Source organism: Pseudomonas sp. GW821-FHT04D07 (genome assembly GCF_059420225.1).
The window spans coordinates 70,216-94,487 of the sequence record NZ_JBWKTH010000020.1 but is presented as its reverse complement, the minus strand read 5'-3'; the positions used below and the strand labels follow the sequence as shown (position 1 = coordinate 94,487).

Below are 24,272 nucleotides of genomic sequence, written 5' to 3'. Positions count from 1 at the left end.
TCGCAAAGCCCATTCATCCGTGGAGCGGGATGTTCAATAGTTGAAGGTCTTGACCAGCAGCAGGTCGCCGATGGCTCGCAGGGGCACGGTGAAGCTCTCGCGCTTTTCATCGACGGTGTTTTCGTTGAGCACCAGATTGATCTGCGAGGTGATGACCTCGTTCTGGTTGGCGTGCTCGGTAAAGTTATAGCCGTCGCTGGCGCTGTAGTTGCCCCAGTAGTTCACATAAATCAGGTAGGTGCCGTGCAGCGGCGCGGTCATGGTGAACATTTCCGGGCCGGGGCCGTCGACGCCATCCGGGTCGAGGCCACCACCATTGGTCAACGCCGGATGCGCGTAGAAGGCGTGCTGGCCGTCGGGGGTGATGATGTGCAGGTCGAGTTCGGCCTTGGGGTCGTCCCAACCGAGGACCACGCGGATGCGCGCCGGAGTGATCTGCTTGTTGGCCTCGTAGAACTGCACACGTTTGAGGGACTTGCCCGTGGAGCTGCGCACTTCGACGCTGTTGGAGCCGGCACCGAAGGCATAGGGACGGACGAAACGACCGGCGTCGTCGGTGTAGAGATTCAGCGGGTTGCCGTTGACCGACAGGATATGGGGTTCACGCGGGCCGGAGGGCGGATTGATCCGGCCTTCGATGGGGGTGCGGCTGCGCTGGATGCCACGGTCGATGGGCGGCGTGGGGTAGGCCACCTGCGGCGCATCCTTGTGGTCGAGGAGACCTGCGTAACGCCAGCCGCCGGTCGGCTCCTGGAGCTCGGCCGAGGGCTCGGCCCAGGCGGTCGTGGCCCAGAGGGCGATCAGGATGGGGAAAAACCGGCGCATCAACAGCCTCCTTGCCATGCTTTATAAAACCCTGCGCAGAATCCACAGCGCACTCCCGACACGGTATCGGTCAGAGAAGACCTGTCGATGACAGGTAGGGGAAGCCGCAGAGGTTAGCGATTCGGCGGTTGTTAGACAATGGAGGTAAGGCGGTATTTGTGAGGTGGCTCATCAAATGAGCTGGGATCGTCGCTTTTGAACCGAAAAGCACTGAAAAACAAGGCAGAGTGCCACTATTCAGGCAAGATTTCCTGATCAGCATACGGCTTCTGCATCAGCAGGAAACAGGTAGGCGATGCTGTCCAATAAACCTGCGGAGCGAACGTTCGATACTTGATTACCAGTGGCACGTTCAGGGTCACACCGTTTGAAGATCACGCAACGCTTCCGGGTGTTGGCTCGCAACACGCAGCAGCGTTTGCGCCGCACCCGTGGGCTGTCGACGCCCCTGCTCCCAGTCCTGCAAAGTCCGCAGGCTGACGCCCAGAAGCTTGGCGAAATCACTCTGGGACAAACCGACCTTTGTCCGAGCCTCGGCAGCTGCGGTCAATGTCACCTTGGTGACCCGCGCCGCTTTACCCGCCTTCATTTGCCGGACTGAGGCCAGCAAGTCCTTCTGGAATTGTTCCAGTTCATCACTCATCGCTGAGTTCCTCCTTCAATTGCTTCAGAAACGCGGCAGGCAAGTTGTCAAATTTGGCCTTCGTATAGGCAATCAACAACCAAATACAACCGTCGGCAAGCCTGTTGTAGTAAATCACCCGCGTACCGCCTTGCTTGCCCATACCCGTACGAGACCAGCGAATCTTGCGCAATCCGCCGCTGCCGGGAACAACATCACCTGCCAGCGGGTTGCCCGCGATCCAGGTAATGAACTCATGGCGTTCGCCGTCATTCCAGATGGCCTCAGCGCAACGTTTGAATACTTCAGTTTCAATGATCGTATGCATGGGCGAAAAATACGGCAATGCCGTACCTTCAAGCAATCATACACCTGTGTCGTGTTATTACAATCGCGACGGCATCCCCGTCGCTTATCACTCAAGCCCTGCGCTCTTCCACAGTCGCGCTGACCGACCGATCCACCCTCGCCCAGAACGTCGGCAAAAACACCTCCGAGACCAGAATCCCCAGGTCGCCCCGCTCGAAGTGTGAGCGCCGGGCCCAGAGCGGGGACGCGGCCAACTGACCGTCATCGACCGAGTCCTCATAGCGGCACAGCTCTATCGCGCCACGCCGAAAATCGAGCTCACCGAACAACCACGGACCAATCGACTGATCGCCCAAGGCGCGAAAATCCAGGCCCGTGCTGCGCTGCACCGCCTCCGGGATCACGGTCCGGGCAAATACCCACGGAACGCCCTGCCCATTCAGATAGACCTCCCGCACCCAGCCACGGCTGCCGAGGGGCAAGCGCAACGCCGTACATTCACTGCGCAGCAAAACGGCCTCGCGCTCATATAAAGGCGTGACACCGAAACGACCGTCGGAAACCTCGACCAGACGCTGGGTCAATGATCCCGGGGCCAGCAGATAACCGGCCATAGGCTCCTCAAGTCGAGCGCCCAGTTGCTCGACCGACCGCCACTGCACCTTAGGGTCGGCACAGAGAGTTCGATGATTTCTCACATTGTCGAACATCGCGTTTTTCCACCTGTTGAAACCGACCGTGCGGCGTGGGCCATAGGGTCACACGTGGCCCCGTAGGGCCGAAGGGACATTCCTGCACTGTCGAAGTGCAGAGGATTCACGTCTCAATGGCCGCCAAGTCTGAGCACAACCTTGTTGATGGCGCTGGGCCCTGATGTCAGCGTGCAATCTGAAAGCAATAGCGGGGACTGTGGGAGCGGTGCTTGCCCGCGAAGCTTTTGACGGTCTCACTGGCCCCTTCGCGAGCAAGCTCTGCTCCTACAAAGTACGCGTTCGGGCGTGATGTTCGGTGCATGTGTTCAAGCGTGATTGTCGTCCGCGCCTGTGAAACGGAGGCATCACCGATTGCTCAGCGTCCCCGCTCAGCACAGAATTCCCTATCGCCACCAGAGCTGCCTGAATGATTGCTTTCGATCGCCTCGACCTCAACCTGCTACGGGTCTTCGACGCCGTGATGGAGGAGCGCAGCGTCCTGCGCGCCAGCCAGCGTCTGCACCTGAGTCAGTCGGCGGTCAGCCATGCGCTTTCGCGTCTGCGCGACAGCGTCGGAAAGGAGATTTTCGTGCGCACCGGCAAGGGCATGACGCCGACCCACTACGCCTTCGAGATCAGCGGCGCGGTGCGCGACGCCCTGCAGAACATCAGCGCCGAACTCATGTACCGCGCCAGCCATTTCACGCCATACACCGACATGGCGAACTGGGTCAGGGTCAGCGTGCCGAGGGTCAGCGCGTCATTCCAACCCTGGGCACCGGCCCGGACAAAGCAGTAGACCAGCGCGCTCATGCCGAAGGTGACGGTCAAGGCCCCCGCCAGATCGAAGTGACCGGTATGCCGTTCGGTTTCCTTCAGATAGCGCCAGGCCAGGGCCAGCAGCGCAATACCCACCGGCACAGCAGTACGCCGGAACCGGGAATACGAGCGGAAGAAGACGCCATGGATGACAGCCTTATGGGTGTAGAAGCACAGGAGAAAATCGGAGGCGACGAGAGGGAGGTCCATGTCGATCATTCATCCTTGATCGATGGACTACTATAAAAGAGACAACTTTGTGCCGACTAGCAGGACAAACCGGGATACGCCGCGCCGAAAACCGGGATAATCCCCCCCCGCGATAACGGTTCAGATCATGCTGCAAAACCTGTAGGAACCGGCTTGCCGGCGATAGCGTCCACACGAGCGCCGCATGACTCTAGGGCCTCATCGCCGGCAAGCCGGCTCCTACAGTGGACGTGTTGTCCCTGGGTTGTGCGCCCGGTATCAGGATGATTTGTCGACAACGGCCTACACCAGGCCCCTGACTGCCAACCCCTCGCATTTGCCCCTAAACCCGCTGTCTGCTAGTGTCGCGCCCGTTCAACGCCTACCGAGATCGCCGCCATGGCCCGCAAAAAAGCTTCCCTGGACTTCGAGCAATCCCTTGCCGACCTGCAAACCCTGGTCGAACGCCTGGAGAACGGCGAATTGTCGTTGGAAGACTCACTGACCGCCTTCGAGCAAGGCATCCGCCTGACCCGCGATTGCCAGGGTGCCCTGGCCCAGGCCGAGCAGAAGGTGCAGATCCTCCTCGAGCGCGACGGCGAACTGGCCGAAGCGCCCTTCGACGCGGAACAAGCAGAATGATCAAAGCCTATCAGGCCAGCAGCCAGGCCCGGGTCAACGCCGCACTCGAGACGCTGTTCAACGCCCCCAGCGCCGAACTCGCACGCCTCTATGAAGCCATGCGCTACAGCGTGATGAACGGCGGCAAGCGCGTGCGTCCGCTGCTGGCCTACGCCGCCTGCGAAGCCCTCGGCGGCAACCCTGAACAGGCCAACGGCGCGGCCTGCGCGGTGGAACTGATCCACGCCTACTCGCTGGTCCACGACGATCTGCCGGCCATGGACGACGACGACCTGCGTCGCGGCCAGCCAACCACCCACAAAGCCTTCGACGAAGCCTGCGCGATCCTCGCCGGCGACGGCCTGCAAAGCCTGGCCTTCAGCGCCCTGCTCGACCCGGGGCTGAGCGAGCTGAACGCCGACATCCGCCTGAACATGGTCACCACCCTGGCCCAGGCCGCTGGCCCTGCCGGCATGGTCGGCGGCCAGGCCATCGACCTCGGCGCGGTGGGCCTCAAGCTCGACCAGAAGGCCCTGGAATACATGCACCGGCACAAGACCGGCGCGCTGATCGAAGCCAGCGTCAAGCTCGGCGCCCTGGCCAGCGGCCAGGCGCAAAAGGACGAATTGCGCTCGCTGCAGGCCTATGCCCAGGCCATTGGCCTGGCTTTCCAGGTGCAGGACGATATTCTCGACGTGGAAAGCGACACCGCTACCCTCGGCAAGCGTCAGGGTGCCGATATCGCCCGCGACAAGCCGACCTACCCGGCCCTGCTCGGTCTGGACGCGGCCAAGGCCTATGCCCTGGAACTGCGTGACCAGGCGCTGCACGCCCTGCGACCGTTTGACGCGTGCGCTGAACCGTTGCGCGAGCTGGCCCGTTATATCGTCGAACGTCGCAGCTGAGTCAAACGCCGCGCTCAAGGCCGCATATCGGCCAACTTCGACGCTCCGCGTGGGCAGCGTGCGATGCATCAGGTAAACTGCCGCCTCTTCTATACCTATAACGATTCGCCTGATGCCCACGACGTTCCATGAGATTCCCCGCAAGCGCCCGACCACGCCCCTGCTGGACCGTGCCGACACGCCGGCCGGCCTGCGCCGGTTAGGTGAAGCCGAGCTGGAAACCCTGGCCGATGAATTGCGCCAGGAGTTGCTCTATTCGGTCGGTCAGACCGGCGGGCACTTCGGTGCCGGCCTGGGCGTGATCGAACTGACCATCGCGTTGCACTACGTCTTCGACACCCCGGACGACCGGCTGGTGTGGGACGTGGGCCATCAGGCGTATCCGCACAAGATCCTCACCGGTCGTCGCGAGCGCATGCACACCCTGCGTCAGAAAGACGGCCTGGCCGCCTTTCCGCGCCGTTCGGAGAGCGAGTACGACACCTTTGGCGTCGGTCACTCCAGCACCTCCATCAGTGCCGCCCTGGGCATGGCCATCGCCGCTCGCCTGCAGAACAGCGAGCGCAAGGCCATCGCCGTGATTGGCGACGGCGCGTTGACCGCCGGCATGGCCTTCGAGGCGCTGAACCACGCGCCGGAAGTCGACGCCAACATGCTGGTGATCCTCAACGACAATGACATGTCGATTTCGCGCAATGTCGGCGGCCTGTCCAACTACCTGGCGAAGATCCTCTCCAGCCGCACCTATGCGAGCATGCGCGAAGGCAGCAAGAAAGTGCTGTCGCGCCTGCCCGGGGCCTGGGAAATCGCCCGGCGTACCGAAGAATACGCCAAGGGCATGCTGGTCCCCGGCACCTTGTTCGAAGAGCTGGGCTGGAACTATATCGGCCCGATCGACGGCCATGACCTGCCGACCCTGATCGCCACCCTGCGCAATATGCGCGACCTCAAGGGCCCGCAGTTCCTGCATGTGGTGACCAAGAAGGGCAAGGGCTTCGCCCCGGCGGAACTCGACCCGATCGGTTACCACGCGATCACCAAGCTCGAACCCCTGGACGCCCCGGCCGCCGCGCCGAAGAAAGCCAGCGGACCGAAATACTCCGGCGTCTTCGGCGAATGGCTGTGCGACATGGCCGCCGCCGACTCGCGCCTGGTGGGCATTACCCCGGCGATGAAGGAAGGCTCCGATCTGGTGGCCTTCAGCGAGCGTTTCCCGCTGCGCTACTTCGACGTGGCGATTGCCGAGCAACACGCGGTGACCTTCGCCGCCGGCATGGCCTGCGAAGGCGCCAAGCCGGTGGTGGCGATCTACTCGACCTTTCTGCAACGCGGTTATGACCAGCTTGTCCACGATGTGGCGGTGCAGAACCTCGACGTGCTGTTCGCCATCGACCGCGCCGGCCTGGTGGGCGAAGACGGCCCGACCCACGCTGGCAGTTTCGACCTGTCGTACCTGCGCTGCATCCCCGGCATGCTGGTGATGACCCCGAGTGACGAGAACGAACTGCGCAAGATGCTCAGCACCGGTCATTTGTACAACGGCCCGGCGGCAGTGCGTTATCCGCGCGGTACCGGGCCGAACGCGACCATCGAGAAAGACCTGGAACCGATCGAGATCGGCAAGGGCGTGGTTCGCCGTCGGGGTAGCAAAGTGGCCCTGCTGGTGTTTGGCGTGCAGTTGACCGAGGCCTTGATCGTCGCCGAGAAGCTTGATGCGACCGTGGTCGACATGCGTTTCGTCAAACCGCTGGATGAAGCGTTGGTGCGTGAGATGGCCGGCAGCCATGAGTTGCTGGTGACGATCGAAGAAAACGCCATCATGGGCGGCGCCGGAGCGGCGGTCAGCGAGTTCCTGGCGCGGGACAACCTGCTCAAGCCGGTGCTGCACCTGGGGTTACCGGATGTGTACGTCGAACACGCGAAACCGGCGCAGATGCTGGCGGAGTGCGGGTTGGATGTGGCGGGGATCGAAGCGTCGGTGACTGAGCGGATGAAGCTGCTGGGGCTGTAGGCCCTTGCTACGCCCCCCCTTGCTCGCGATGGAGGTAGGGACACCGCGGGGCGTCAGGCACCCCGCGTTATCGTTGGCGCCCATCGCGAGCAAGCTCGCTCCTACAGGGGGAAAGCAGCGCCGGGCTTATCAGCCCAGCTGCCGCGGAATGCGGTACAGGTAGAACAGCACCACGGTGGACAGCACCAGCAGCATCAACGGCACCGCCTCCAGCCCGACAAACACCGCCAGGGTGCCGATCCAGGTCGGCAACGCCGCTACCACCAGGGCCTTGCGCCGCACATTCGCCAGCTCAATCCAGGCCGCCGGCTCTTCCGGCGTATCCAATGCCGTCTGCGTCGCGATCAGCGACCGCTTGTAAGCCCCGAAAAAGCGCAGGCTGACAAACATCGAAGCCACCCCGGCAATGAAAAACGGCATCGCCAGCACCGGCAGCAACGGATCCGTCTGAGCAAAAAGCCAGTTCGCGACAAACAGCGGCAGCACACTCAGCACCAGCTGTTTCCACCAGCCCACCGACAACCGACGCTTCACCTGGCCGCGGGTCACGCCGGATCCGCCTCGCTCTGGTGCTCGTTGCCCATCATATGGCCGAGCTTGCCGGCCTTGGTCGCCAGGTAGAGTTTGTTGTGCGGGTTCTGTCCGGTTTGCAGCGGCACGCGCTCGGCCACGGTGATGCCCATCTCGGTCAAGGCCTTGACCTTGCGCGGGTTGTTGGTCATCAGGCGTAGCGACTGGATGCCCAGGTATTCGAGCATCGGCCGGCAAATGGCGTAGTCGCGCAGGTCAGCGGCAAAGCCCAGGCGCTCGTTGGCCTCGACGGTGTCGGCACCGCCGTCCTGCAATTCATAAGCACGGATCTTGTTCATCAGACCGATGCCGCGACCTTCCTGGCGCAAGTACAGCAACACGCCGCGACCTTCGAGGGCGATCGCCCGCAGGGCCGCCTCCAGCTGAGAGCCGCAATCGCAGCGCTGGCTGAACAAGGCATCGCCGGTCAGGCATTCGGAATGCACACGGCCAAGAACCGGTGCGCCATCCGCCACATCCCCCAGAGTCAGCACGACGTGTTCACGACCGGTGGTTTCTTCGAGAAAGCCATTCATGGTGAAGGTCGCAAAGGGGGTTGGCAGTTTGGAAGCGGCGACGAAAACGACGGGCACCGTGTGCTCCTGATCAGTATGAGGACTGGAAATTCGCAGAAGTCGCATTGTAACAGTAGGTTCCTACAGACGCTTAGGCTGAATTATCCATGATAACTATCAATAGGTTTGATTCGTTGGCACCGGCAGCGGCATGGAGTCGAACGGATAAGGCTGCTTCCAGTGCTCGAAAATAGCCCGCAACTCACCACTTTTGACCAGTTCGTCCATACGTTGATCGTACAAAGCCATTAACGCCCGTCCCCGCGCCGTGTTGGCAAATCCGAGGTACAGCGGCAGGTCCAACAAGTGGGTGCGCTGGTACATTTCCGGGTGCGCGGCCTGGCCCAGCACCTCGTTCACCTCAGACAACGCATCAATGTAGTAGTCGGCGCGGCTGTGGGAAAGCATCGGCAAGATCCCATCCCGGCGCACGATTTCGTTGTAATGCCGGATATTGGGCAAGTAGTGCTGGTATTTGTAGCCACGCATCCAGGCCAGGCGGTAGATGCCCAGCGTCTCCAGAGTCGGCTGCGGATTGCTCGCCAGCCCCAGGGCATAGAGATGATCGACATCGAAATGCCAGCGCGGATACAGGGCACCCACCACCTCGTCGCGATAAGCCGCCACCCAGGCGTCCGCGTCACCCCGCTGCACCAGTCCGATCGTCCGGGTATAGGGCTCGATACTGATCAAGACCTTGACGCCTTTGGGCTCGAAAATCTCGCGCATGACATCCCAGGCCATGCCGCGACCGTCGGCACCGGTGTAGTCGACCCATTCCTCACTGGAGAGGTGGACCACCCCAGGCAAGGAAGTTTCTTCACGCGCCTGAACAACATTACCTACAACGCCACCCGTCAACAGACAGAACAGCAGCACCCACAACCGACAGCCAAACATGCCCGAATCCTCAGGTAAAGAGGTGCACCAGCCCTTGCATGACCAGCCAGGCGAAAACCCCGGCCAGTACGTCGTCGAGCATGATGCCGACGCCGCCATGAACATGCCGGTCGATCCAGCGGATCGGCCAGGGCTTGAGGATGTCGAAAAAACGGAACAGCGCAAAACCCGCCAGCAACCAGTACCAACCGTCCGGCACCAGCCAGAGGGTGATCCACATCCCGACCATCTCGTCCCAGACAATGCCTTCGTGGTCGTGCACCCGCAGATCGTTGGCGACCTTGCCGCACAGCCAGAAGCCGAACAGCAGGGTAACGCCCAGCATCAGCCAGTAGCCCCAGTCGGGCAACATCCGCCATAACGGTATAAAGGGTAGCGCAACCAGCGAACCCCAGGTGCCCGGAGCCTTGGGCAAGGTGCCGGAACCGAAGCCGAAGGCCAGGAAATGCCAGGGATTGCGCCAGACCGACGGCGGCACGAACTCGGCCGGGACCTGCTTGGGATGATCTGTCACGGTGTCTCCGGAAAATGTTGGTAGCCCCGGCGTGCCGGCGTGATGTCGCGGCCGGCGCTGTCCACCAGGATCACGCCCTGCCCGCCCAGTACCTGGCCGATCACCCGTACCGCTGGGTGCGCGGCCAGCAACCCGGGCAACTCGGCGGCTGGCAGGGTAAAGGCCAACACATAGTCATCACCACCGCTGAGGGCCGCCTCGCGGGCCCCTTCCTGACCGAGAAAGGCCTGCAGCGCCGAAGACAAGGGCAGCGCATCACGTTCCACCTGCAACCTGACGGAAGATGCCGTCGCGATATGCCCGCAATCGGCCAATAACCCGTCGGAGATATCCAGTGCCGAGGTCGCCTTGTTGCGCAAGAACTGACCCAATGCCAGTTGCGGCTTGGGCGACCAGTAGTGGTCCAACAGCGGCTCGGCAATCGCCGGCGCCGCCGTACGCTGCCCCAGCACCAGCGGCAAGGCACCCGCCGCATTGCCCAGGTCGCCGCCGGCACACAGCAGGTCGCCGACTTGCGCGCCACTGCGGGTCAGCGCCTGGCCCGTCGGTACCCGACCGAACACGGTCAGCGTCAGGCACAACGGCCCACGGGTGGTGTCACCACCTACCAGGCGCAAGCCACAGTGTTGCGCCATCAGGTTCAAGCCGCGGGCAAAGCCCTGCAGCCAGTCGGCGGCGTTGTGCGGCAAGGTCAGGGCAAGGGTAAAGGCCAGGGGCGTGGCGCCCATGGCGGCCAGATCACTGGCGGCAACAGCCAGCGCACGCTGGCCGAGCAGGAAAGGGTCGCAGGGATCGGCGAAGTGCACACCCGCCACCAGGGTGTCGGTGGAAATCGCCAGTTGTTCCCCGGCGGGGACGCTCAGCAGGGCGCAATCGTCGCCGATGCCCAGGGCAACACCCTCGCCGGCCTGCGCACAGGGCGCGGCGGCGAAGAAATTGCGGATCAGCTCGAACTCGCCCATGCAAAGGTCAAGCGCGGATCAGCGCTTGAACGCCTTCACTTCAGCTTCACGCAGGCGCGGCGCCAGTTTGTCGAGCACGCCGTTGACGAACTTGTGACCGTCGGTGGAACCGTAGACCTTGGCCAGTTCGATCCCTTCGTTGATCACCACGCGGTACGGTACGTCGACGCGCTTGAGCAGTTCCCAGGTGGACAGGCGCAATACCGCCAGCTCAACCGGGTCCAGCTCTTCGATCTCGATGTCCAGGCAAGGTTTGAGAACGGTGTCGATTTCGCTCTTGAACTGCGGAACGCCATGCAGGATTTCACGGAAGTAAGCGCCGTCGACATCGCTGAAATCGTTGTCGACCCGGAACTGCGCCTCGATCTCGTTCAGCGACTGCTTGGCCATGTGCCACTGGTACAGGGCCTGGGTCGCGAGCTGACGGGCTTCGCGACGCTTGACGCTCTTGGAGGGCTTGCCGGCGCCTTCAGGCTTCGGATCGCGCGGGTTGAAACGATCGCTTTCGTCGCTAATCACACAGCCTCCAATTGCGCCAGCAAGCTGACCATTTCCAGGGCGGAAAGGGCGGCTTCGGCGCCTTTGTTGCCGGCTTTGGTGCCGGAACGTTCGATGGCTTGTTCGATGGAGTCGACCGTCAGTACGCCAAACGCGACCGGCACGCCAAACTCCATGGAGACCTGGGCCAAGCCCTTGGTGCATTCACCCGCCACGTATTCGAAGTGCGGAGTACCGCCACGAATAACCGCGCCGAGGGCGATGATCGCCGAGAAGTCGCCTTTCTGCGCGACTTTTTGTGCCACCAGCGGGATTTCGAAGGCGCCAGGTGCGCGGATGATGGTGATGTCGCTTTCGCTGACACCGTGGCGAACCAGGGTGTCAACAGCGCCGCTCACCAGGCTTTCGACAACGAAGCTGTTGAAGCGGCCGACCACCAGGGCGTAGCGGCCTTTGGGGGCGATGAAGGTACCTTCGATGGTCTTCAGGGTCATTCGACAATTCTCTTAAAGAGCCGGGGCGCGCCTAGTACGCGCCCCTCAGGGATATTTGAACCGCGAATCAAGGGCCGCGAGCAGCCAGTCTTTATTCGGAGGGCACGTATTCTACTACTTCCAGGTCGAAACCGGATATCGCATTGAACTTCATCGGCGCACTCATCAGGCGCATTTTGCGTACGCCCAGGTCGCGCAGGATCTGCGAACCGGCACCGACGATGCTGTAGGTGGTCGGCTTTTTCGCCGGCACCTGCTCGGCGGTCTCGCGGATATGCGCCAGCAACACGTCGCCATCCAGCGGGTGACCGAGCAGCAGCACCACGCCGCTACCGGCCTCGGCCACCGCGGCCATGGCCGCGCGCAGGCTCCAGCGCCCGGGTTGCTTGACCATCAACAGGTCGCGCAGCGGGTCCATGTTATGCACCCGCACCAGGGTCGGTTCTTCGGCGCAGAAGCTGCCCAAAGTCAGCGCCATGTGCACGTCGCCTTCCACCGAATCACGATAGGTCACCAGGTTGAAATGCCCCAGTTCGCTGTCCAGCGGCTGCTCGGCAATCCGCTGAACGGTACGTTCGTGGATCATCCGGTAGTGGATCAGGTCGGCGATGGTGCCGATCTTGATGTTGTGTTCGGCGGCGAAGGTTTCCAGTTCGGCGCGACGGGACATGGTGCCGTCGTCGTTCATCACTTCGCAGATCACGCCACTTGGCTCGAAACCGGCCATGCGCGCCAGGTCGCAGGCCGCTTCAGTGTGGCCGGCGCGGGCCAGGGTTCCGCCGGGCTGGGCCATCAGCGGGAAGATGTGGCCAGGGCTGACGATGTCCTCGGCCTTGGCATCCTTGGCCGCTGCCGCTTGCACGGTGCGGGCGCGGTCGGCGGCGGAGATGCCGGTGGTCACGCCTTCGCTGGCCTCGATGGATACGGTGAACTTGGTGCCGAAGCCGGAACCGTTGCGCGGCGCCATCAGCGGCAGCTTGAGCAGTTCGCAGCGCTCACGGCTCATCGGCATGCAGATCAGGCCACGGGCGTGCTTGGCCATGAAGTTGATGTGCTCGGCCTTGCAGCATTCGGCGGCCATGATCAGGTCGCCTTCGTTCTCGCGGTCTTCGTCATCCATGAGGATGACCATCTTGCCCTGGCGAATGTCTTCGACCAGCTCTTCAATCGTATTGAGCGCCACGCGGCACCCCCCTTCTTTCAAAATTTGAGTGTCAGGATTTGAGGTAGCCGTTGGCGGCCAGGAAACTTTCGCTGATGCCACCGCTCGACGGCTCCGCAGCCTTGTCGCCCAGCAGCAGGCGCTCCAGGTAACGAGCCAGCAGGTCGACTTCGAGGTTGACTTGGCGACCAGGACGGTAGTCGGCCATGATGGTTTCGGCCAGGGTGTGTGGGACGATGGTCAGTTCGAACTCGGCGCCGTTCACCGCGTTGACCGTCAGGCTGGTGCCGTCGACGGTGATCGAGCCCTTATGGGCGATGTATTTGGCCAGTTCTTTCGGCGCGCGGATGCGGAACTGGATGGCCCGGGCGTTTTCTTCACGGGCAACCACTTCACCGACACCGTCGACATGGCCGCTGACCAGGTGCCCACCGAGGCGGGTGGTCGGGGTCAAGGCTTTTTCCAGGTTGACCCGGCTGCCGGCTTTCAACTGGTTGAAGGCGGTGCAGTCCAGGGTTTCGCGGCTGACGTCGGCCCAGAAGCCGTCGCCCGGCAGTTCGACCGCGGTCAGGCAGACGCCGTTCACCGCGATGCTGTCGCCGAGCTTGACGTCGGCCAGGTCCAGCTTGCCGGTTTCCACGTAGACGCGGACGTCGCCGCCCTTGGGGTTCAGGGCTCGGATACTGCCGATGGATTCGATAATGCCGGTAAACATGAAGTCCTCCTCGAGAACAGGCCCGCGCGTGGCGCAAGCCAAAAATTATACGCCGGGTGCCGGGTCAGGTATTGCGGTGACTCGCCAGTCACTGCCGACTGCGCGCATTTCGATGATCTTCAGCCGAGGCGCCTGGTCCATCCGCTCCAGCGGCCAGTCCAACAATGGACGCGCCGTGGAGCCGAGAAACTGACCGGCGACAAACAATTGGTATTCGTCCACCAGACCCTGCCGGGCAAAGGCACCCGCCAGGCGTGGGCCGGCTTCCACCAGCACTTCGTTGACGCCACGGGCGGCCAGTTCGGTCAGCAAGCGGCGCAGGTCGACGTGACCTTCGGCGCCAGGGACTTCCAGCAGCTCATGGCCCAGGGCCTGATAACGTTCGGCGGCGCCCGGAATGCAGGTCACCACCAGCGCCGGGCCCGCCGTGAAGAATGGAGCATCCAATGGTACCCGCAGGCGCCCGTCGATCAACACCCGCAGGGGGGGACGGCGCTCGGCCAGGGCGCTCAGTTCCGGATCGAGGCCCAGCTCGGCCGGGCGCACGGTCATCCGCGCATTGTCCGCCAGCACGCTGTCGGCGCCGGTCAGCACCACGCTGGCCTGGGCCCGCAGGCGCTGCACGGCGGAACGCGCCTGCGGCCCGGTGATCCACTGGCTTTCGCCGCTGGCCATGGCGGTGCGCCCGTCCAGGCTCATCGCCAACTTGACCCGCACGAACGGCACGCCGTGTTCCATGCGTTTGAGGAAGCCCTGGTTCAGTGCCCGCGCCTCGCCTTCCAGCACACCGCTGTGCACGGCGATGCCGGCGTCGGCCAGACGCTTGAGGCCACGGCCGGCGACTTCCGGGTTGGGGTCCTGCATGGCCGCGACCACCCGCGCCACGCCGGCCTTGACCAGGGCGTCGGCACACGGTGGCGTACGACCAAAGTGGCTGCACGGCTCAAGGGTGACGTAGGCCGTGGCCCCACGGGCGTTTTCACCCGCCTCGCGCAGGGCATGCACCTCGGCATGCGGTTCGCCGGCGCGCACGTGCCAGCCTTCGCCGACCACCACGCCCGCCTGCACGATCACACAGCCAACCCGTGGATTCGGATGGGTCGAGTAGCGGCCCTTGCGGGCCAGCTCCAGGGCACGGGCCATATAGTGGGCGTCGAGGACGGCCTGCTCGGTTGGACGGCTCATTCTTTGGCGGGCTCGCGGGCGAGGCGGTCGATCTCTTCGCGGAACTCGTTGAGGTCCTGGAAGCGGCGATAGACCGAAGCAAAACGGATATAGGCGACTTCATCGAGTTTCTGCAACTCGGCCATCACCAGTTCACCGACGACCAGCGACTTGACCTCGCGCTCGCCGGTGGCCCGCAGCTTGTGCTTGATATGCACCAGCGCGGCTTCCAGGCGCTCGACACTGACCGGGCGCTTTTCCAGCGCGCGCTGCATGCCGGCGCGAAGTTTGTCTTCGTCGAAGGGTTGGCGGCTGCCGTCCTGTTTGATCAGGCGTGGCAGGACCAGTTCGGCGGTCTCGAAGGTGGTAAAACGTTCACCGCAGGCCAGGCATTCACGCCGGCGGCGCACCTGTTCGCCCTCGGCGACCAGACGCGAGTCGATGACTTTGGTGTCGTTGGCACCGCAGAAGGGACAGTGCATGGTGGCAGGCAACAAAAAATGGGAGGGCCATGGTAGCGCATCCCCGTGGCAAGACAAGCCATAGGGTTTGCGGTATACAGTCGCCCGACTACCTTTTATACAGATAGATGCAGCGTATTTCGCCTTGGGTTGGAGCCGTTCATGTCAGTACGACCGCTTGTTTTGCTCAGTCTCGCCGGCCTCCTGGCCGCTTGTGGCAGCCCACCACCCAAGCCCGTCCCGGTGGCGCCAGCCCAGCAACAGGCAAACAAACCGGTCAATCCCTATGAAGAACTCGGTCCATTGCCCAGCTTTCAGCGTGAATTGAGCGGTACCTTGCAAGGCGTGCCGGCAGGCGCGGAAGTAGAACTGGCGCTGTTGGTGATCGACGAGCGCGGTCGTCCACAGCAATTGCTGGCCAGCAGCAAGATCAACGGCACCGGCCAGGTCCTGCCATTCCGCCTGCGCTTCAACCCGGAGGTGTTCCCGGTGGGCAGCCGGGTGGAATTGCGCGGACGGGTCAGCCAGTCCGGGCAATTGATCTTGCATCTGCCGTCGCGAATCATCACCGAGCCGACCACCCAGGCCCTGGGCCAGTTGCAATTTTTTACCGCGCCATGAGTGCACCGGCGGACCTGCAACGTTCCTTGAGCGAGTTGCTGGGCGATGCGCAACTGGTGGCCTGTGAATTACCCGGGACCGCGTTGCAGTTGTGGCTGATCGATGCACACAACATGGATCGCGCCTTTACCTCCGAAGAAACCCGGCGAATCCTGCATGAACCGCCTTATTGGAGTTTCTGCTGGGCCAGCGGCCTGGCCATGGCCCGCTACCTGGCGGAAAACCCGCACTGGGTGGCGGGCAAGCGAGTGCTGGATTTCGGCGCTGGTTCCGGTGTGGCGGCGATCGCCGCGGCCCGGGCCGGGGCGCGGGAAGTGGTGGCCTGCGACCTCGATCCACTGGCGTTGGCGGCTTGCCGGGCGAATGCGGCACTCAATGGGGTGGAACTGCGCTACAGCGCGGACTTCTTTGCCCAGAGCGATCGTTTCGATCTGATCCTGGTGGCGGATGTGCTGTATGACCGGGAAAACCTGCCGTTGCTCGATCAGTTTCTCAGCCGGGGCCAGGAGGCCCTGGTGGCCGATTCGCGGGTGCGGGATTTCCGTCATCCGTTGTATCGCCGCGTGGAAATGCTCGAAGCCTTCACGCTGCCGGACTTGGCCGAGCCGGAGGAGTTTCGCCAGGTCAGTCTCTACCATGCCCGGCGTCAGCCGGCTTTCGGCCATCGAGCCCAGGCTTTATAGTTGTCCCATTCCCCGCTTTCCGAGATTCCGATGACTCAGCCCACCCCCTACATCTTCGACGCCACCACCGCTGATTTCGACCAGTCGGTGATCGAGAACTCGTTCCACAAGCCGGTGCTGGTGGACTTCTGGGCCGAGTGGTGCGCGCCCTGCAAGGCGCTGATGCCGATGCTGCAACAGATCGCCGAGAGCTATCAGGGTGAGCTGCTGCTGGCCAAGGTCGACTGTGATGCCGAGCAGGACATCGCCGCCCGTTTCGGCATTCGCAGCCTGCCCACCGTGGTGCTGTTCAAGGATGGCCAGCCGGTGGATGGTTTCGCCGGTGCCCAGCCGGAATCGGCGGTGCGCAAAATGCTCGAGCCGCATGTGCAGATGCCGCCGCCGACGGCGGCCGATCCTCTTGAGCAAGCCGAGGCGCTGTTCGCCGAAGGTCGGATCGGTGATGCCGAAGCGGCCCTCAAGGAACTGCTGGGCGAAGACAACAGCAACGCCAAGGCGCTGATCCTCTATGGCCGTTGCCTGGCCGAGCGCGGCGAGTTGGGCGAAGCCCAGGCGGTGCTCGACGCGGTGAAGAGCGACGAGCACAAGGCCGCGCTGGCCGGGGCCAAGGCGCAACTGACCTTTTTGCGTCAGGCGGCTGACCTGCCGGAGGCCGCTGACTTGAAAGCGCGCCTGGCGCAGAACCCGCAGGACGATGAAGCGGCCTACCAGTTGGCGGTGCAGCAACTGTCGCGCCAGCAATACGAAGCGGCGCTGGACGGTTTGCTCAAGCTGTTTACCCGCAATCGCGGCTACAGCGAAGGCCTGCCGCACAAGACTTTGCTGCAGGTGTTCGATCTGCTGGGCAACGACCACCCGTTGGTGACCACCTACCGTCGCCGACTGTTCGCCGCGCTGTACTAAACACCGCTGCATTGCCCTTGTGGGAGCTGGCTTGCCAGCGATGAACGATAACGCGGTCTGCCTGAAACACCGCAGCGTCTGAATCGCCGGCAAGCCGGCTCCTACAGGATGTGTGTTGTGTTTGAGGTTGGGGCCCCGCCCTCAAGCCTGGACCCAACTGTAAAGCGGCGAATCCGTCCCGCTCAGCACCTTGACCTCGCTACAGTGGCGCAAGCGCACCAACAGGCGCTTGGCCGCCGCCGTACTCCCCGCCAGCCCCTCCAATTGTCCGAGCAACTGCGGCCCGTCGATCTGCCCGGCCTGGCGCACCAGATCCCTGGCCGTCTGCCACAAGGCCTCGTCCTGGCTCACCGGCCGGGCCACCACCGCAGCGCCCGCGTCTGGCGGCACGCTCACTTGCAACTGCGCGCCCAACCGCGCCCAGTCGCCTTCATCCAGCTCTAGCGTCAAATCCACCGGCCATTGGCCGATGGTGCCTCGAATTCGCAGCATGATGCTCACCTCGCGATTGCAGGCGCCCATGCTCCCATGCGTCACCCGACACGCCAAGCCAGTGGCCGAACAAGCCATAAATTGTTATAAGATCACATAACAAAACACCCTTGTTGCCGTTCCTGGAGAAACGCCATGCGCCACCTGCTGCTCGCCCTGCCTTTTGCCCTGCTCCCGCTGGTTGCCGCCCAGGCCCATGACGCCCACGAACACGGCAGCCTCGGCGCTCACGAGCACGGCGTGGGCCGGCTGAACGCGGCACTCGACGGCCAGACCCTGGAACTGGAACTGCAAAGCCCGGCGATGAACCTGGTGGGCTTCGAACACCCGGCCACCAGCGATGCCGACAAGGCCAAGGTCGCGGCCGTACACCTGTTGCTGGAGAAGCCGCTGGAGCTGTTCAACCTGCCGAAAGCCGCCGCTTGCGTCGTCGCCAGCCAAACGCTGGAAAGCCCGCTGTTCGGCGATCCGGCGCCTGAAGAAGCCGATGACGATGATGACGACGATCACGCCCCTGAAGCCGCCGGCCCCACCCCAGTCGCCGGTGCCGAGCACCATCACGACCACAGCGAGATCCACGCCCATTACCAATTCACCTGCGCCACTCCGGCCGCGTTGAAGACCCTGGACCTGGGCCAGGTGTTCAAGACTTTCCCGGCCACTCACAAGATCCAGGTGCAATTGATTTCCGGCAGCGGCCAACAAGGGGTTGACGCCACGCCAGAGGCTGCCACCCTGAAGTTCTGATCCGCCTCCATCCCTGTAGGAGCCAGCTTGCTGGCGATGAACGATAACGCGGTCTGCCTGAAACACCGCGGCGTCTGAATCGCCAGCAAGCTGGCTCCTACATGAGTACCCACCTGTGAATCGGCCTTTATGACCCAAGCACTTATCGAACTGTCCGACCTCGGCTTCAACTGGCCCGGCCATCCGCAGTTGCTGGATATCCCGGCGTTCCGTCTGGAACCGGGCGAAACGTTGTTCCTCAAAGGTCCCAGCGGCAGCGGCAAGACCACCTTGCTTGGCCTGTTGGGCGGCGTGCAGAAACCCAGCCGGGGCAGCATCCGCCTGCTCGGCCAGGAACTCACCGAACTGGGGGCCGGCGCCCGCGACCGTTTTCGCGTCGACCACACCGGCTATATTTTCCAGCAGTTCAACCTGCTGCCGTTTCTCTCGGTACGCGAGAACGTCGAGCTGCCTTGCCACTTTTCCAAACTGCGCGCCAGCCGCGCGATCCAGCGCCACGGCAGTGCCGACCAGGCCGCCGCGACCCTGCTCGCCCACCTCGGTCTGAGCGATCCGGCCCTGCTCGAACGTCGCGCCGACTCGCTGTCCATCGGCCAGCAGCAACGGGTCGCCGCCGCCCGCGCGCTGATCGGCCAGCCGGAGTTGGTGATCGCCGACGAGCCGACTTCGGCGCTGGACTACGATGCCCGCGAAGCCTTTATCCGACTGCTGTTCGCCGAATGCCGCGAAGCCGGCTCCAGCCTGCTGTTCGTCAGCCATGACCAGAGTCTGGCCCCGCTGTTCGACCGTCACCTGTCGCTGTCCGAATTGAATCGCGCGGCCACGCCCGCGGAGGTCTGAGATGTATCTGTTTCGTCTGGCCCTGGCCAGCCTGGCCAACCGCCGCTTCACCGCTCTGCTCACGGCCTTCGCCATCGCCCTGTCGGTCTGCCTGCTGCTGGCCGTGGAGCGCGTGCGCACCGAAGCCCGCGCCAGCTTCGCCAGCACCATCAGCGGCACCGACCTGATCGTCGGCGCCCGCTCGGGCTCGGTGAACCTGCTGCTGTACTCGGTGTTTCGCATCGGCAATGCCACCAACAACATCCGCTGGGACAGCTTCGAGCACTTCGCCAACAACCCGAAAGTGAAGTGGGCGATCCCAATGTCCCTCGGCGACTCCCATCGCGGCTACCGGGTACTGGGCACCAGCGAGGCCTATTTCGAGCATTACCAGTACGGCCACCAGCAGAACCTGCAACTGGCCGAAGGCCGCCCGTTCGCCACCGACCCGTTCGAGGTGGTGCTCGGTGCCGAGGTGGCCGACGCGCTGCACTACAAGCTTGGCGACAAGCTGGTGCTGGCCCATGGCGTGGCGGCCATCAGCCTGGTCAAGCATGACGACAAACCCTTCAGCGTGGTCGGTATCCTCAAGCGCACCGGCACACCGGTGGACCGCACGCTGCATATCAGCCTCGGCGGCATGGAGGCGATCCATATCGATTGGCACGACGGTGTACCCGCCCACGGCGCCGGACGCATCAGCGCCGACCAGGCACGCAATATGGACCTGACGCCGCAAGCCATCACCGCCTTCATGCTCGGCCTGAACAACAAAGTCTCGACCTTCGCCCTGCAACGCGAGATCAATGAGTTCCGTGGCGAGCCGATGCTGGCGATCCTGCCAGGCGTGGCCTTGCAGGAGCTGTGGAGCCTGATGGGCACGGCGGAAAAAGCCTTGTTCGTGGTCTCGCTGTTCGTGGTCCTGACCGGCTTGATCGGCATGCTCACGGCGATCCTCACCAGCCTCAACGAACGCCGCCGGGAGATGGCGATCCTGCGCTCGGTGGGCGCGCGGCCTTGGCATATCGCCAGTCTGCTGATACTGGAAGCCTTTGCCCTGGCGTTGTCCGGGGTAGTGGCCGGGGTCGGTTTGCTCTACCTGTGCATCGCCCTCGCCCAGGGTTATGTGCAATCGAACTACGGGCTGTACCTGCCGCTGTCCTGGCCGAGCGAATATGAATGGACGCTGCTCGGCGGTATCCTCGTTGCCGCCCTGTTGATGGGCAGCGTGCCGGCGTGGCGCGCCTATCGACAATCCCTGGCCGATGGCCTGTCCATCCGTTTATGAGTGCTGCGATGAAGAATAAAGTCCTGGTCGGCGTGTTGCTGGCGCTGTCCGTGGTAACGGCAACGCCGCTGTGGGCCGATGACAAACCCAAGGAGCTGGCCTGGCAGGACATGATTCCGCCCGATGCGCCGCCGGAAGTCCCGCAGATGGCACCGCTGCATGACCTGTCGAAAATCGGCAGCATGAACGTCGAAGCCGCGCCAGCGGCCAAGCAGTCGTTACCCGATGCGCCGGTGGTCAAGGCCCTGGATGGCCAGCATGTGCGCCTGCCGGGGTATATCGTGCCGCTGGAAGTCAGTGAGGAAGGCCGGACCACGGAATTCCTGCTGGTGCCGTATTTCGGCGCCTGCATCCATGTGCCACCACCGCCGTCGAACCAGATCGTGCATGTGACCAGTGAGCTGGGGGTCAAGGTTGACGAGCTGTATCAGCCGTACTGGATCGAGGGTGACATGCAGGTCAAGCAGAGCACCAGCGACCTGGCGGATGCGGGGTACAGCATGGCGGCACAGAAGATCTACGTGTACGAATTGCCGGAGTAAGACCGCTCGTTCACCGGTGTTTTCAAGGGCGTCATCGCGAGCAAGCTTGCTCCTACAAATTGAGCGTCGTGCACAGATTTTGCGTACGACACAAATCCTGTAGGAGCAAGCTTGCTCGCGATAGCGTCAGCAGAAACAACCCAAAAGTTCCTGCCCCAACTCGACCATTGGCTTTTCATTGAGCTGGGTCAACAACCAGCCCTGCCTTCCGTTGAGCTGAGTCAACGACCGACCCAGCTCGCTCCTTACCATTGGACCCAGTGAATTTGAACCGTCCTTTGGAGCCCCCCCCAATGCAAAAATCCCTGCTCAGCGCCTCTCTCGTTGCGCTCGCCCTCGCCGCGCCCCTTGCCCACGCCCACGAGGCGGGTGATTTCATCGTCCGCGCCGGTGCCGCCACCGTCTCGCCCAATGACAGCAGCGGCGACCTGAAACTCGACGGCGCGCGAATCTCCGGCACCAAGGCCACAGTGGACAGCGACACCCAGCTGGGCCTGGCCTTCGCCTACATGTTCACCGACCATATCGGTCTGGAACTGCTGGCCGCGACGCCGTTCCATCACGAAGTATCGGTCAAGGGCCTCGGCCCGGCGCTGGATGGCAAGCTGGGGGATATCAAGCAACTGCCACCGACCCTGTCGCTGCAGTACTACCCGCTGGATGCCAGCTCCAAGTTCCAGCCCTATGCCGGTGTCGGTATCAACTACACCATGTTCTTCGGCGAAGACCTGACCAGCAAGCGCAAGGATGAAGGCTTCAGCAACATGAAGCTGCAGAACTCGGTGGGCCTGGCCGGACAACTGGGCTTCGACTACATGCTCACCGACCGCATGCTGCTCAACGCCTCGGTCTGGTATGTGGACATCGACACCAAGGCCACCGTCGACGGGCCGACCGCCCTGGGCGTAGGCCAGACCAAGGTGGATGTGAAGGTCGATCCATGGGTCTACATGGTCGGTATCGGCTACAAATTCTAAGCTCTACCTTGAGTTCCAGTACTCACTTTGTGGCGAGCGGGCTTGCCCGCTCGCCACCTATCAGCGTTCCATCACCCCATGAAAAAGGCGCCTCATCAGGCGCCTTTTTCATTTGCAACAATCGACTTCAGCGCCCCAGCAAACGCGCCAATCCGACACTCATCGGCGTCGGCTCGGCCAGTTCGAAACGCTCCAGCAGCCGCTGGTTGTTCGCCCGCGAATGGCGAATATCACCCGAGCGCGCCGGCGCATAGGTCACCGGCGGCAGCGCACCGACCACCTCGCCCAGCGCCACCAGCATCTGCTTGAGCGTCGTCGCCCGGTTCAGGCCAACGTTGATCGCGCCCTCCTGCACCTGCGGCGCCTCGAGCGCCTGCACCAGGATCTTCACCAGATCGCCGACGTAAATGAAGTCCCGGGTCTGCTCGCCATCGCCGAAGATGGTGATCGGCAGTCCCTTCAAGGCCCGCTCGCAGAAAATACTGATCACCCCGGAATACGGCGAGGACGGGTCCTGGCGCGGGCCGAAGACGTTGAAGAAACGGAAGATCACCGGCTCCAGGCCATGCTGGCGGCGGTAGAAGTCCAGGTACTGCTCGCTGGCCAGCTTGTCCGAGGCATAGGGCGTCAGCGGGGCCTTGGCGATGTCCTCAACGATGGACTCACCTTCGCCATTATTGCCGTAGACCGCCGCGCTGGAAGCGAACAACACCCGCTTGACGCCCGTCTGGCGCATGGCCTCACAGACATTCAGCGTACCGATGAAGTTGCTCTGGTGGGTCCGCACCGGGTCCTCGACCGACGCCTGCACCGACGCGACCGCCGCCAGGTGCACCACGGCCTGACAGCCAAGCAGCGCCCGCGCCACGACGGCGGCATCGGCGACATCGCCTTCGATCAGTTCGACCCGCGGATTGTCCAGGGCCAGGTTGCTGCGCTTGCCGGTCGACAAGTCATCGAGGATACGCAGCGAGTAACCTTTTGCCAGCAGCGCTTCGGCCAGGTTCGAGCCGATGAAGCCGGCGCCGCCGGTGATAAGAATGGGGGCCTCAGCCATGACGATAGAACCTGTCGAGTAGCGCCGGCAATGCCGCACGCCAGGCACGGGGCTTGATGCCAAAGGTATGGAGAATTTTCTTGCAGGCCAGCACCGCGTGCTGCGGCTCTTCCGCCGCATCCGGACGCGCGGCGTGGGCCTGGGCGGTCGGCGCCTCGATGGCCAGCGGGTGCAGTTGCCGGGCCTCGGTCAGAATCGCCTGGCCGAGGGCCAGCGGCGTGGTCGCCTCGTGGCCGGCGTAGTGGTAGGTGCCCCACAGCGGCGCGGCGCAATCCAGTTGCTTGAGCACCGAGATGATCACCCGGGCCGCGTCGTCCACGGGGGTCGGGTTACCGCGCCGGTCATCGGCCATCAGCAGTTCGTCGGGCTGCTCGGCCCGGGCCAGGAAGCGCCCAAGGGTGCCCTCGGAACTGTCGTCGAGCAACCAGCCAAAGCGCAGCAGCACATGTTGCGGGCAAGTCGCGCGCACGCTCTGCTCGATCCGCCACAACGCCTGGCCACGCAGGCCCAGGGGCACGGGTTCGTCTTTTTCGCTGTAGGCGGTGGCCCGCGAGCCGTCGAACACCCGATAGCTGGAAGGTTGCAGGAGGATGATGTTGTGATGCTGGCAGAGTTCGGCCAGCCGCTCGACCGCGCGCTCCTGGTCGGCCAGGCGCGCCTCGCCGACCGTCTCCGCCTGGAACCAGTCGAAGTAGAAGGCAAGGTTGATCAACGCATCCGGACGGGTGTCGTCGAGCAGTTGCGTGAGGCTCGCGGCATCCCAGCCTTCTTGTGGCGGACGGGGGGCGAGGAAACCGATATCTTCCTCCGCACCGAGGCGAATCAGCGCCTGCCCAAGGGCATTTCCGCCGCCCAGTAACATAAGGCGCATTCGCATAGAGTCAGCAGGCCCAAGTCTGTTCAGAACGATGGTGATTGGCGGCCAGCTTGTGGCCGACCGCTGGCAATAGCCAGAATCCTTGCATTTTGCGGGTTTTGCGCGCAACCGTCACGGATAAACTGCCTGAAGGTACCGTTGTGGCGAGGGGGCTTGCCGCCGTTGGGGTGCGAAGCGCCCCTGAAACCTGAGATCGCGGCGTACCAGATGGAACAGGTTGAGCGGTTTGCGACTGCTTCGCAGTCGAGCGCGGGCAAG

General features: G+C 63.3%; 30 protein-coding genes. 12 read left to right on the top strand and 18 right to left on the bottom strand.

Annotation, left to right across the window (positions count from 1 at the left end; all coding sequences use genetic code 11):
• Positions 1 to 33: 33 nt before the first annotated feature.
• The 4 genes from AC07T0_RS21790 to AC07T0_RS21775 form a co-directional block, all read right to left on the bottom strand.
• Positions 34 to 825 (bottom strand): YfaP family protein, encoded by a 792-nt coding sequence (locus tag AC07T0_RS21790; RefSeq protein WP_495003129.1) that lies wholly within the window; start codon positions 823 to 825, stop codon positions 34 to 36.
• Positions 826 to 1,183: 358 nt separating this feature from the next.
• Entirely contained in the window at positions 1,184 to 1,468 is a 285-nt protein-coding gene (locus AC07T0_RS21785; protein ID WP_495003128.1) for a helix-turn-helix domain-containing protein, read from the bottom strand.
• Positions 1,461 to 1,775 carry a transcriptional regulator gene (locus AC07T0_RS21780; protein WP_152742125.1) on the bottom strand — a complete coding sequence of 105 codons (315 nt, stop codon included), beginning with the start codon at positions 1,773 to 1,775 and terminating at the stop codon, positions 1,461 to 1,463. The genes AC07T0_RS21785 and AC07T0_RS21780 overlap by 8 nt, the downstream gene beginning before the upstream one ends.
• Before the next feature lie 91 nt (positions 1,776 to 1,866).
• The gene (locus AC07T0_RS21775) at positions 1,867 to 2,466 is read right to left on the bottom strand and encodes a chorismate--pyruvate lyase family protein (RefSeq protein ID WP_495003127.1); all 600 of its coding nucleotides are present in this window, start codon (positions 2,464 to 2,466) and stop codon (positions 1,867 to 1,869) included.
• Positions 2,467 to 2,875: 409 nt separating this feature from the next.
• On the opposite strand from AC07T0_RS21775, the gene AC07T0_RS21770 reads away from it, so the two are divergent.
• From AC07T0_RS21770 to dxs, 4 genes are all read left to right on the top strand, one after another.
• Entirely contained in the window at positions 2,876 to 3,247 is a 372-nt protein-coding gene (locus tag AC07T0_RS21770; protein ID WP_495003126.1) for a LysR family transcriptional regulator, read from the top strand.
• A gap of 608 nt (positions 3,248 to 3,855) precedes the next feature.
• Positions 3,856 to 4,098: an exodeoxyribonuclease VII small subunit gene (locus AC07T0_RS21765; RefSeq protein ID WP_495003125.1), complete on the top strand. Its 243-nt coding sequence runs from the start codon at positions 3,856 to 3,858 to the stop codon at positions 4,096 to 4,098.
• A complete protein-coding gene (gene ispA / locus AC07T0_RS21760; RefSeq protein ID WP_495003124.1) occupies positions 4,095 to 4,982 on the top strand; it encodes a (2E,6E)-farnesyl diphosphate synthase in 888 nt (295 codons plus the stop codon). The genes AC07T0_RS21765 and ispA overlap by 4 nt, the downstream gene beginning before the upstream one ends.
• Before the next feature lie 112 nt (positions 4,983 to 5,094).
• Complete coding sequence (dxs, locus tag AC07T0_RS21755) at positions 5,095 to 6,993, top strand: 1-deoxy-D-xylulose-5-phosphate synthase (RefSeq protein ID WP_495003123.1); 1,899 nt, start codon at positions 5,095 to 5,097, stop codon at positions 6,991 to 6,993.
• Positions 6,994 to 7,122: 129 nt separating this feature from the next.
• On the opposite strand, the gene AC07T0_RS21750 is transcribed toward dxs, so the two are convergent.
• From AC07T0_RS21750 to nrdR, 11 genes are all read right to left on the bottom strand, one after another.
• Complete coding sequence (locus AC07T0_RS21750; protein ID WP_495003122.1) at positions 7,123 to 7,542, bottom strand: MFS transporter; 420 nt, start codon at positions 7,540 to 7,542, stop codon at positions 7,123 to 7,125.
• Positions 7,539 to 8,156 carry a GTP cyclohydrolase II gene (gene ribA / locus AC07T0_RS21745; protein ID WP_495003121.1) on the bottom strand — a complete coding sequence of 206 codons (618 nt, stop codon included), beginning with the start codon at positions 8,154 to 8,156 and terminating at the stop codon, positions 7,539 to 7,541. The genes AC07T0_RS21750 and ribA overlap by 4 nt, the downstream gene beginning before the upstream one ends.
• Positions 8,157 to 8,255: 99 nt before the next feature.
• Positions 8,256 to 9,038: an ABC transporter substrate-binding protein gene (locus tag AC07T0_RS21740; RefSeq protein WP_495003120.1), complete on the bottom strand. Its 783-nt coding sequence runs from the start codon at positions 9,036 to 9,038 to the stop codon at positions 8,256 to 8,258.
• A 10-nt stretch (positions 9,039 to 9,048) separates the two neighbouring features.
• On the bottom strand, positions 9,049 to 9,552 hold the full coding sequence (locus AC07T0_RS21735; protein ID WP_495003119.1) for a phosphatidylglycerophosphatase A family protein: 504 nt from the start codon (positions 9,550 to 9,552) through the stop codon (positions 9,049 to 9,051).
• Positions 9,549 to 10,514, bottom strand: a complete 966-nt coding sequence (gene thiL, locus AC07T0_RS21730) for a thiamine-phosphate kinase (protein WP_495003118.1) — start codon at positions 10,512 to 10,514, stop codon at positions 9,549 to 9,551. Before thiL ends, AC07T0_RS21735 begins: the two co-directional genes overlap by 4 nt.
• Before the next feature lie 18 nt (positions 10,515 to 10,532).
• Entirely contained in the window at positions 10,533 to 11,033 is a 501-nt protein-coding gene (gene nusB / locus AC07T0_RS21725; protein ID WP_177101688.1) for a transcription antitermination factor NusB, read from the bottom strand.
• Positions 11,030 to 11,506 (bottom strand): 6,7-dimethyl-8-ribityllumazine synthase, encoded by a 477-nt coding sequence (gene ribH, locus AC07T0_RS21720; RefSeq protein WP_495003117.1) that lies wholly within the window; start codon positions 11,504 to 11,506, stop codon positions 11,030 to 11,032. The genes nusB and ribH overlap by 4 nt, the downstream gene beginning before the upstream one ends.
• 91 nt (positions 11,507 to 11,597) lie before the next feature.
• Positions 11,598 to 12,689, bottom strand: coding sequence for a bifunctional 3,4-dihydroxy-2-butanone-4-phosphate synthase/GTP cyclohydrolase II (gene ribBA / locus AC07T0_RS21715; protein WP_100944390.1), 1,092 nt, complete (start codon positions 12,687 to 12,689; stop codon positions 11,598 to 11,600).
• Positions 12,690 to 12,720: 31 nt separating this feature from the next.
• Positions 12,721 to 13,383 carry a riboflavin synthase gene (locus AC07T0_RS21710; RefSeq protein WP_495003116.1) on the bottom strand — a complete coding sequence of 221 codons (663 nt, stop codon included), beginning with the start codon at positions 13,381 to 13,383 and terminating at the stop codon, positions 12,721 to 12,723.
• Between the two features lie 45 nt (positions 13,384 to 13,428).
• A complete protein-coding gene (gene ribD / locus AC07T0_RS21705; RefSeq protein ID WP_495003115.1) occupies positions 13,429 to 14,568 on the bottom strand; it encodes a bifunctional diaminohydroxyphosphoribosylaminopyrimidine deaminase/5-amino-6-(5-phosphoribosylamino)uracil reductase RibD in 1,140 nt (379 codons plus the stop codon).
• Positions 14,565 to 15,029 carry a transcriptional regulator NrdR gene (nrdR, locus tag AC07T0_RS21700; protein ID WP_164886258.1) on the bottom strand — a complete coding sequence of 155 codons (465 nt, stop codon included), beginning with the start codon at positions 15,027 to 15,029 and terminating at the stop codon, positions 14,565 to 14,567. The genes ribD and nrdR overlap by 4 nt, the downstream gene beginning before the upstream one ends.
• A 141-nt stretch (positions 15,030 to 15,170) precedes the next feature.
• On the opposite strand from nrdR, the gene AC07T0_RS21695 reads away from it, so the two are divergent.
• The 3 genes from AC07T0_RS21695 to trxA are packed head-to-tail and all read left to right on the top strand — an operon-like array spanning position 15,171 to position 17,215.
• Positions 15,171 to 15,629 carry a YbaY family lipoprotein gene (locus AC07T0_RS21695; RefSeq protein ID WP_495003114.1) on the top strand — a complete coding sequence of 153 codons (459 nt, stop codon included), beginning with the start codon at positions 15,171 to 15,173 and terminating at the stop codon, positions 15,627 to 15,629.
• Entirely contained in the window at positions 15,626 to 16,312 is a 687-nt protein-coding gene (locus AC07T0_RS21690) for a class I SAM-dependent methyltransferase (RefSeq protein ID WP_495003113.1), read from the top strand. Before AC07T0_RS21695 ends, AC07T0_RS21690 begins: the two co-directional genes overlap by 4 nt.
• Before the next feature lie 30 nt (positions 16,313 to 16,342).
• Complete coding sequence (trxA, locus tag AC07T0_RS21685; protein ID WP_495003112.1) at positions 16,343 to 17,215, top strand: thioredoxin; 873 nt, start codon at positions 16,343 to 16,345, stop codon at positions 17,213 to 17,215.
• Between the two features lie 141 nt (positions 17,216 to 17,356).
• On the opposite strand, the gene AC07T0_RS21680 is transcribed toward trxA, so the two are convergent.
• Positions 17,357 to 17,707, bottom strand: coding sequence for a hypothetical protein (locus tag AC07T0_RS21680; protein ID WP_495003111.1), 351 nt, complete (start codon positions 17,705 to 17,707; stop codon positions 17,357 to 17,359).
• 135 nt (positions 17,708 to 17,842) lie between these two features.
• On the opposite strand from AC07T0_RS21680, the gene AC07T0_RS21675 reads away from it, so the two are divergent.
• The 5 genes from AC07T0_RS21675 (at position 17,843) to AC07T0_RS21655 (ending at position 22,080) form a co-directional block, all read left to right on the top strand.
• Entirely contained in the window at positions 17,843 to 18,454 is a 612-nt protein-coding gene (locus AC07T0_RS21675; protein ID WP_495003110.1) for a DUF2796 domain-containing protein, read from the top strand.
• A 129-nt stretch (positions 18,455 to 18,583) separates the two neighbouring features.
• Positions 18,584 to 19,294 carry an ABC transporter ATP-binding protein gene (locus tag AC07T0_RS21670; protein WP_100944382.1) on the top strand — a complete coding sequence of 237 codons (711 nt, stop codon included), beginning with the start codon at positions 18,584 to 18,586 and terminating at the stop codon, positions 19,292 to 19,294.
• Position 19,295: 1 nt separating this feature from the next.
• Positions 19,296 to 20,561: an ABC transporter permease gene (locus AC07T0_RS21665; RefSeq protein ID WP_495003109.1), complete on the top strand. Its 1,266-nt coding sequence runs from the start codon at positions 19,296 to 19,298 to the stop codon at positions 20,559 to 20,561.
• Between the two features lie 8 nt (positions 20,562 to 20,569).
• Positions 20,570 to 21,103 (top strand): DUF3299 domain-containing protein, encoded by a 534-nt coding sequence (locus AC07T0_RS21660; protein ID WP_495003108.1) that lies wholly within the window; start codon positions 20,570 to 20,572, stop codon positions 21,101 to 21,103.
• 293 nt (positions 21,104 to 21,396) lie between these two features.
• Positions 21,397 to 22,080, top strand: coding sequence for an OmpW/AlkL family protein (locus AC07T0_RS21655; RefSeq protein ID WP_495003107.1), 684 nt, complete (start codon positions 21,397 to 21,399; stop codon positions 22,078 to 22,080).
• A gap of 127 nt (positions 22,081 to 22,207) precedes the next feature.
• On the opposite strand, the gene AC07T0_RS21650 is transcribed toward AC07T0_RS21655, so the two are convergent.
• On the bottom strand, positions 22,208 to 23,137 hold the full coding sequence (locus AC07T0_RS21650) for an NAD-dependent epimerase/dehydratase family protein (protein WP_495003106.1): 930 nt from the start codon (positions 23,135 to 23,137) through the stop codon (positions 22,208 to 22,210).
• On the bottom strand, positions 23,130 to 24,014 hold the full coding sequence (locus AC07T0_RS21645; protein ID WP_495003105.1) for a sugar nucleotide-binding protein: 885 nt from the start codon (positions 24,012 to 24,014) through the stop codon (positions 23,130 to 23,132). Before AC07T0_RS21645 ends, AC07T0_RS21650 begins: the two co-directional genes overlap by 8 nt.
• Positions 24,015 to 24,272 lie beyond the last annotated feature (258 nt).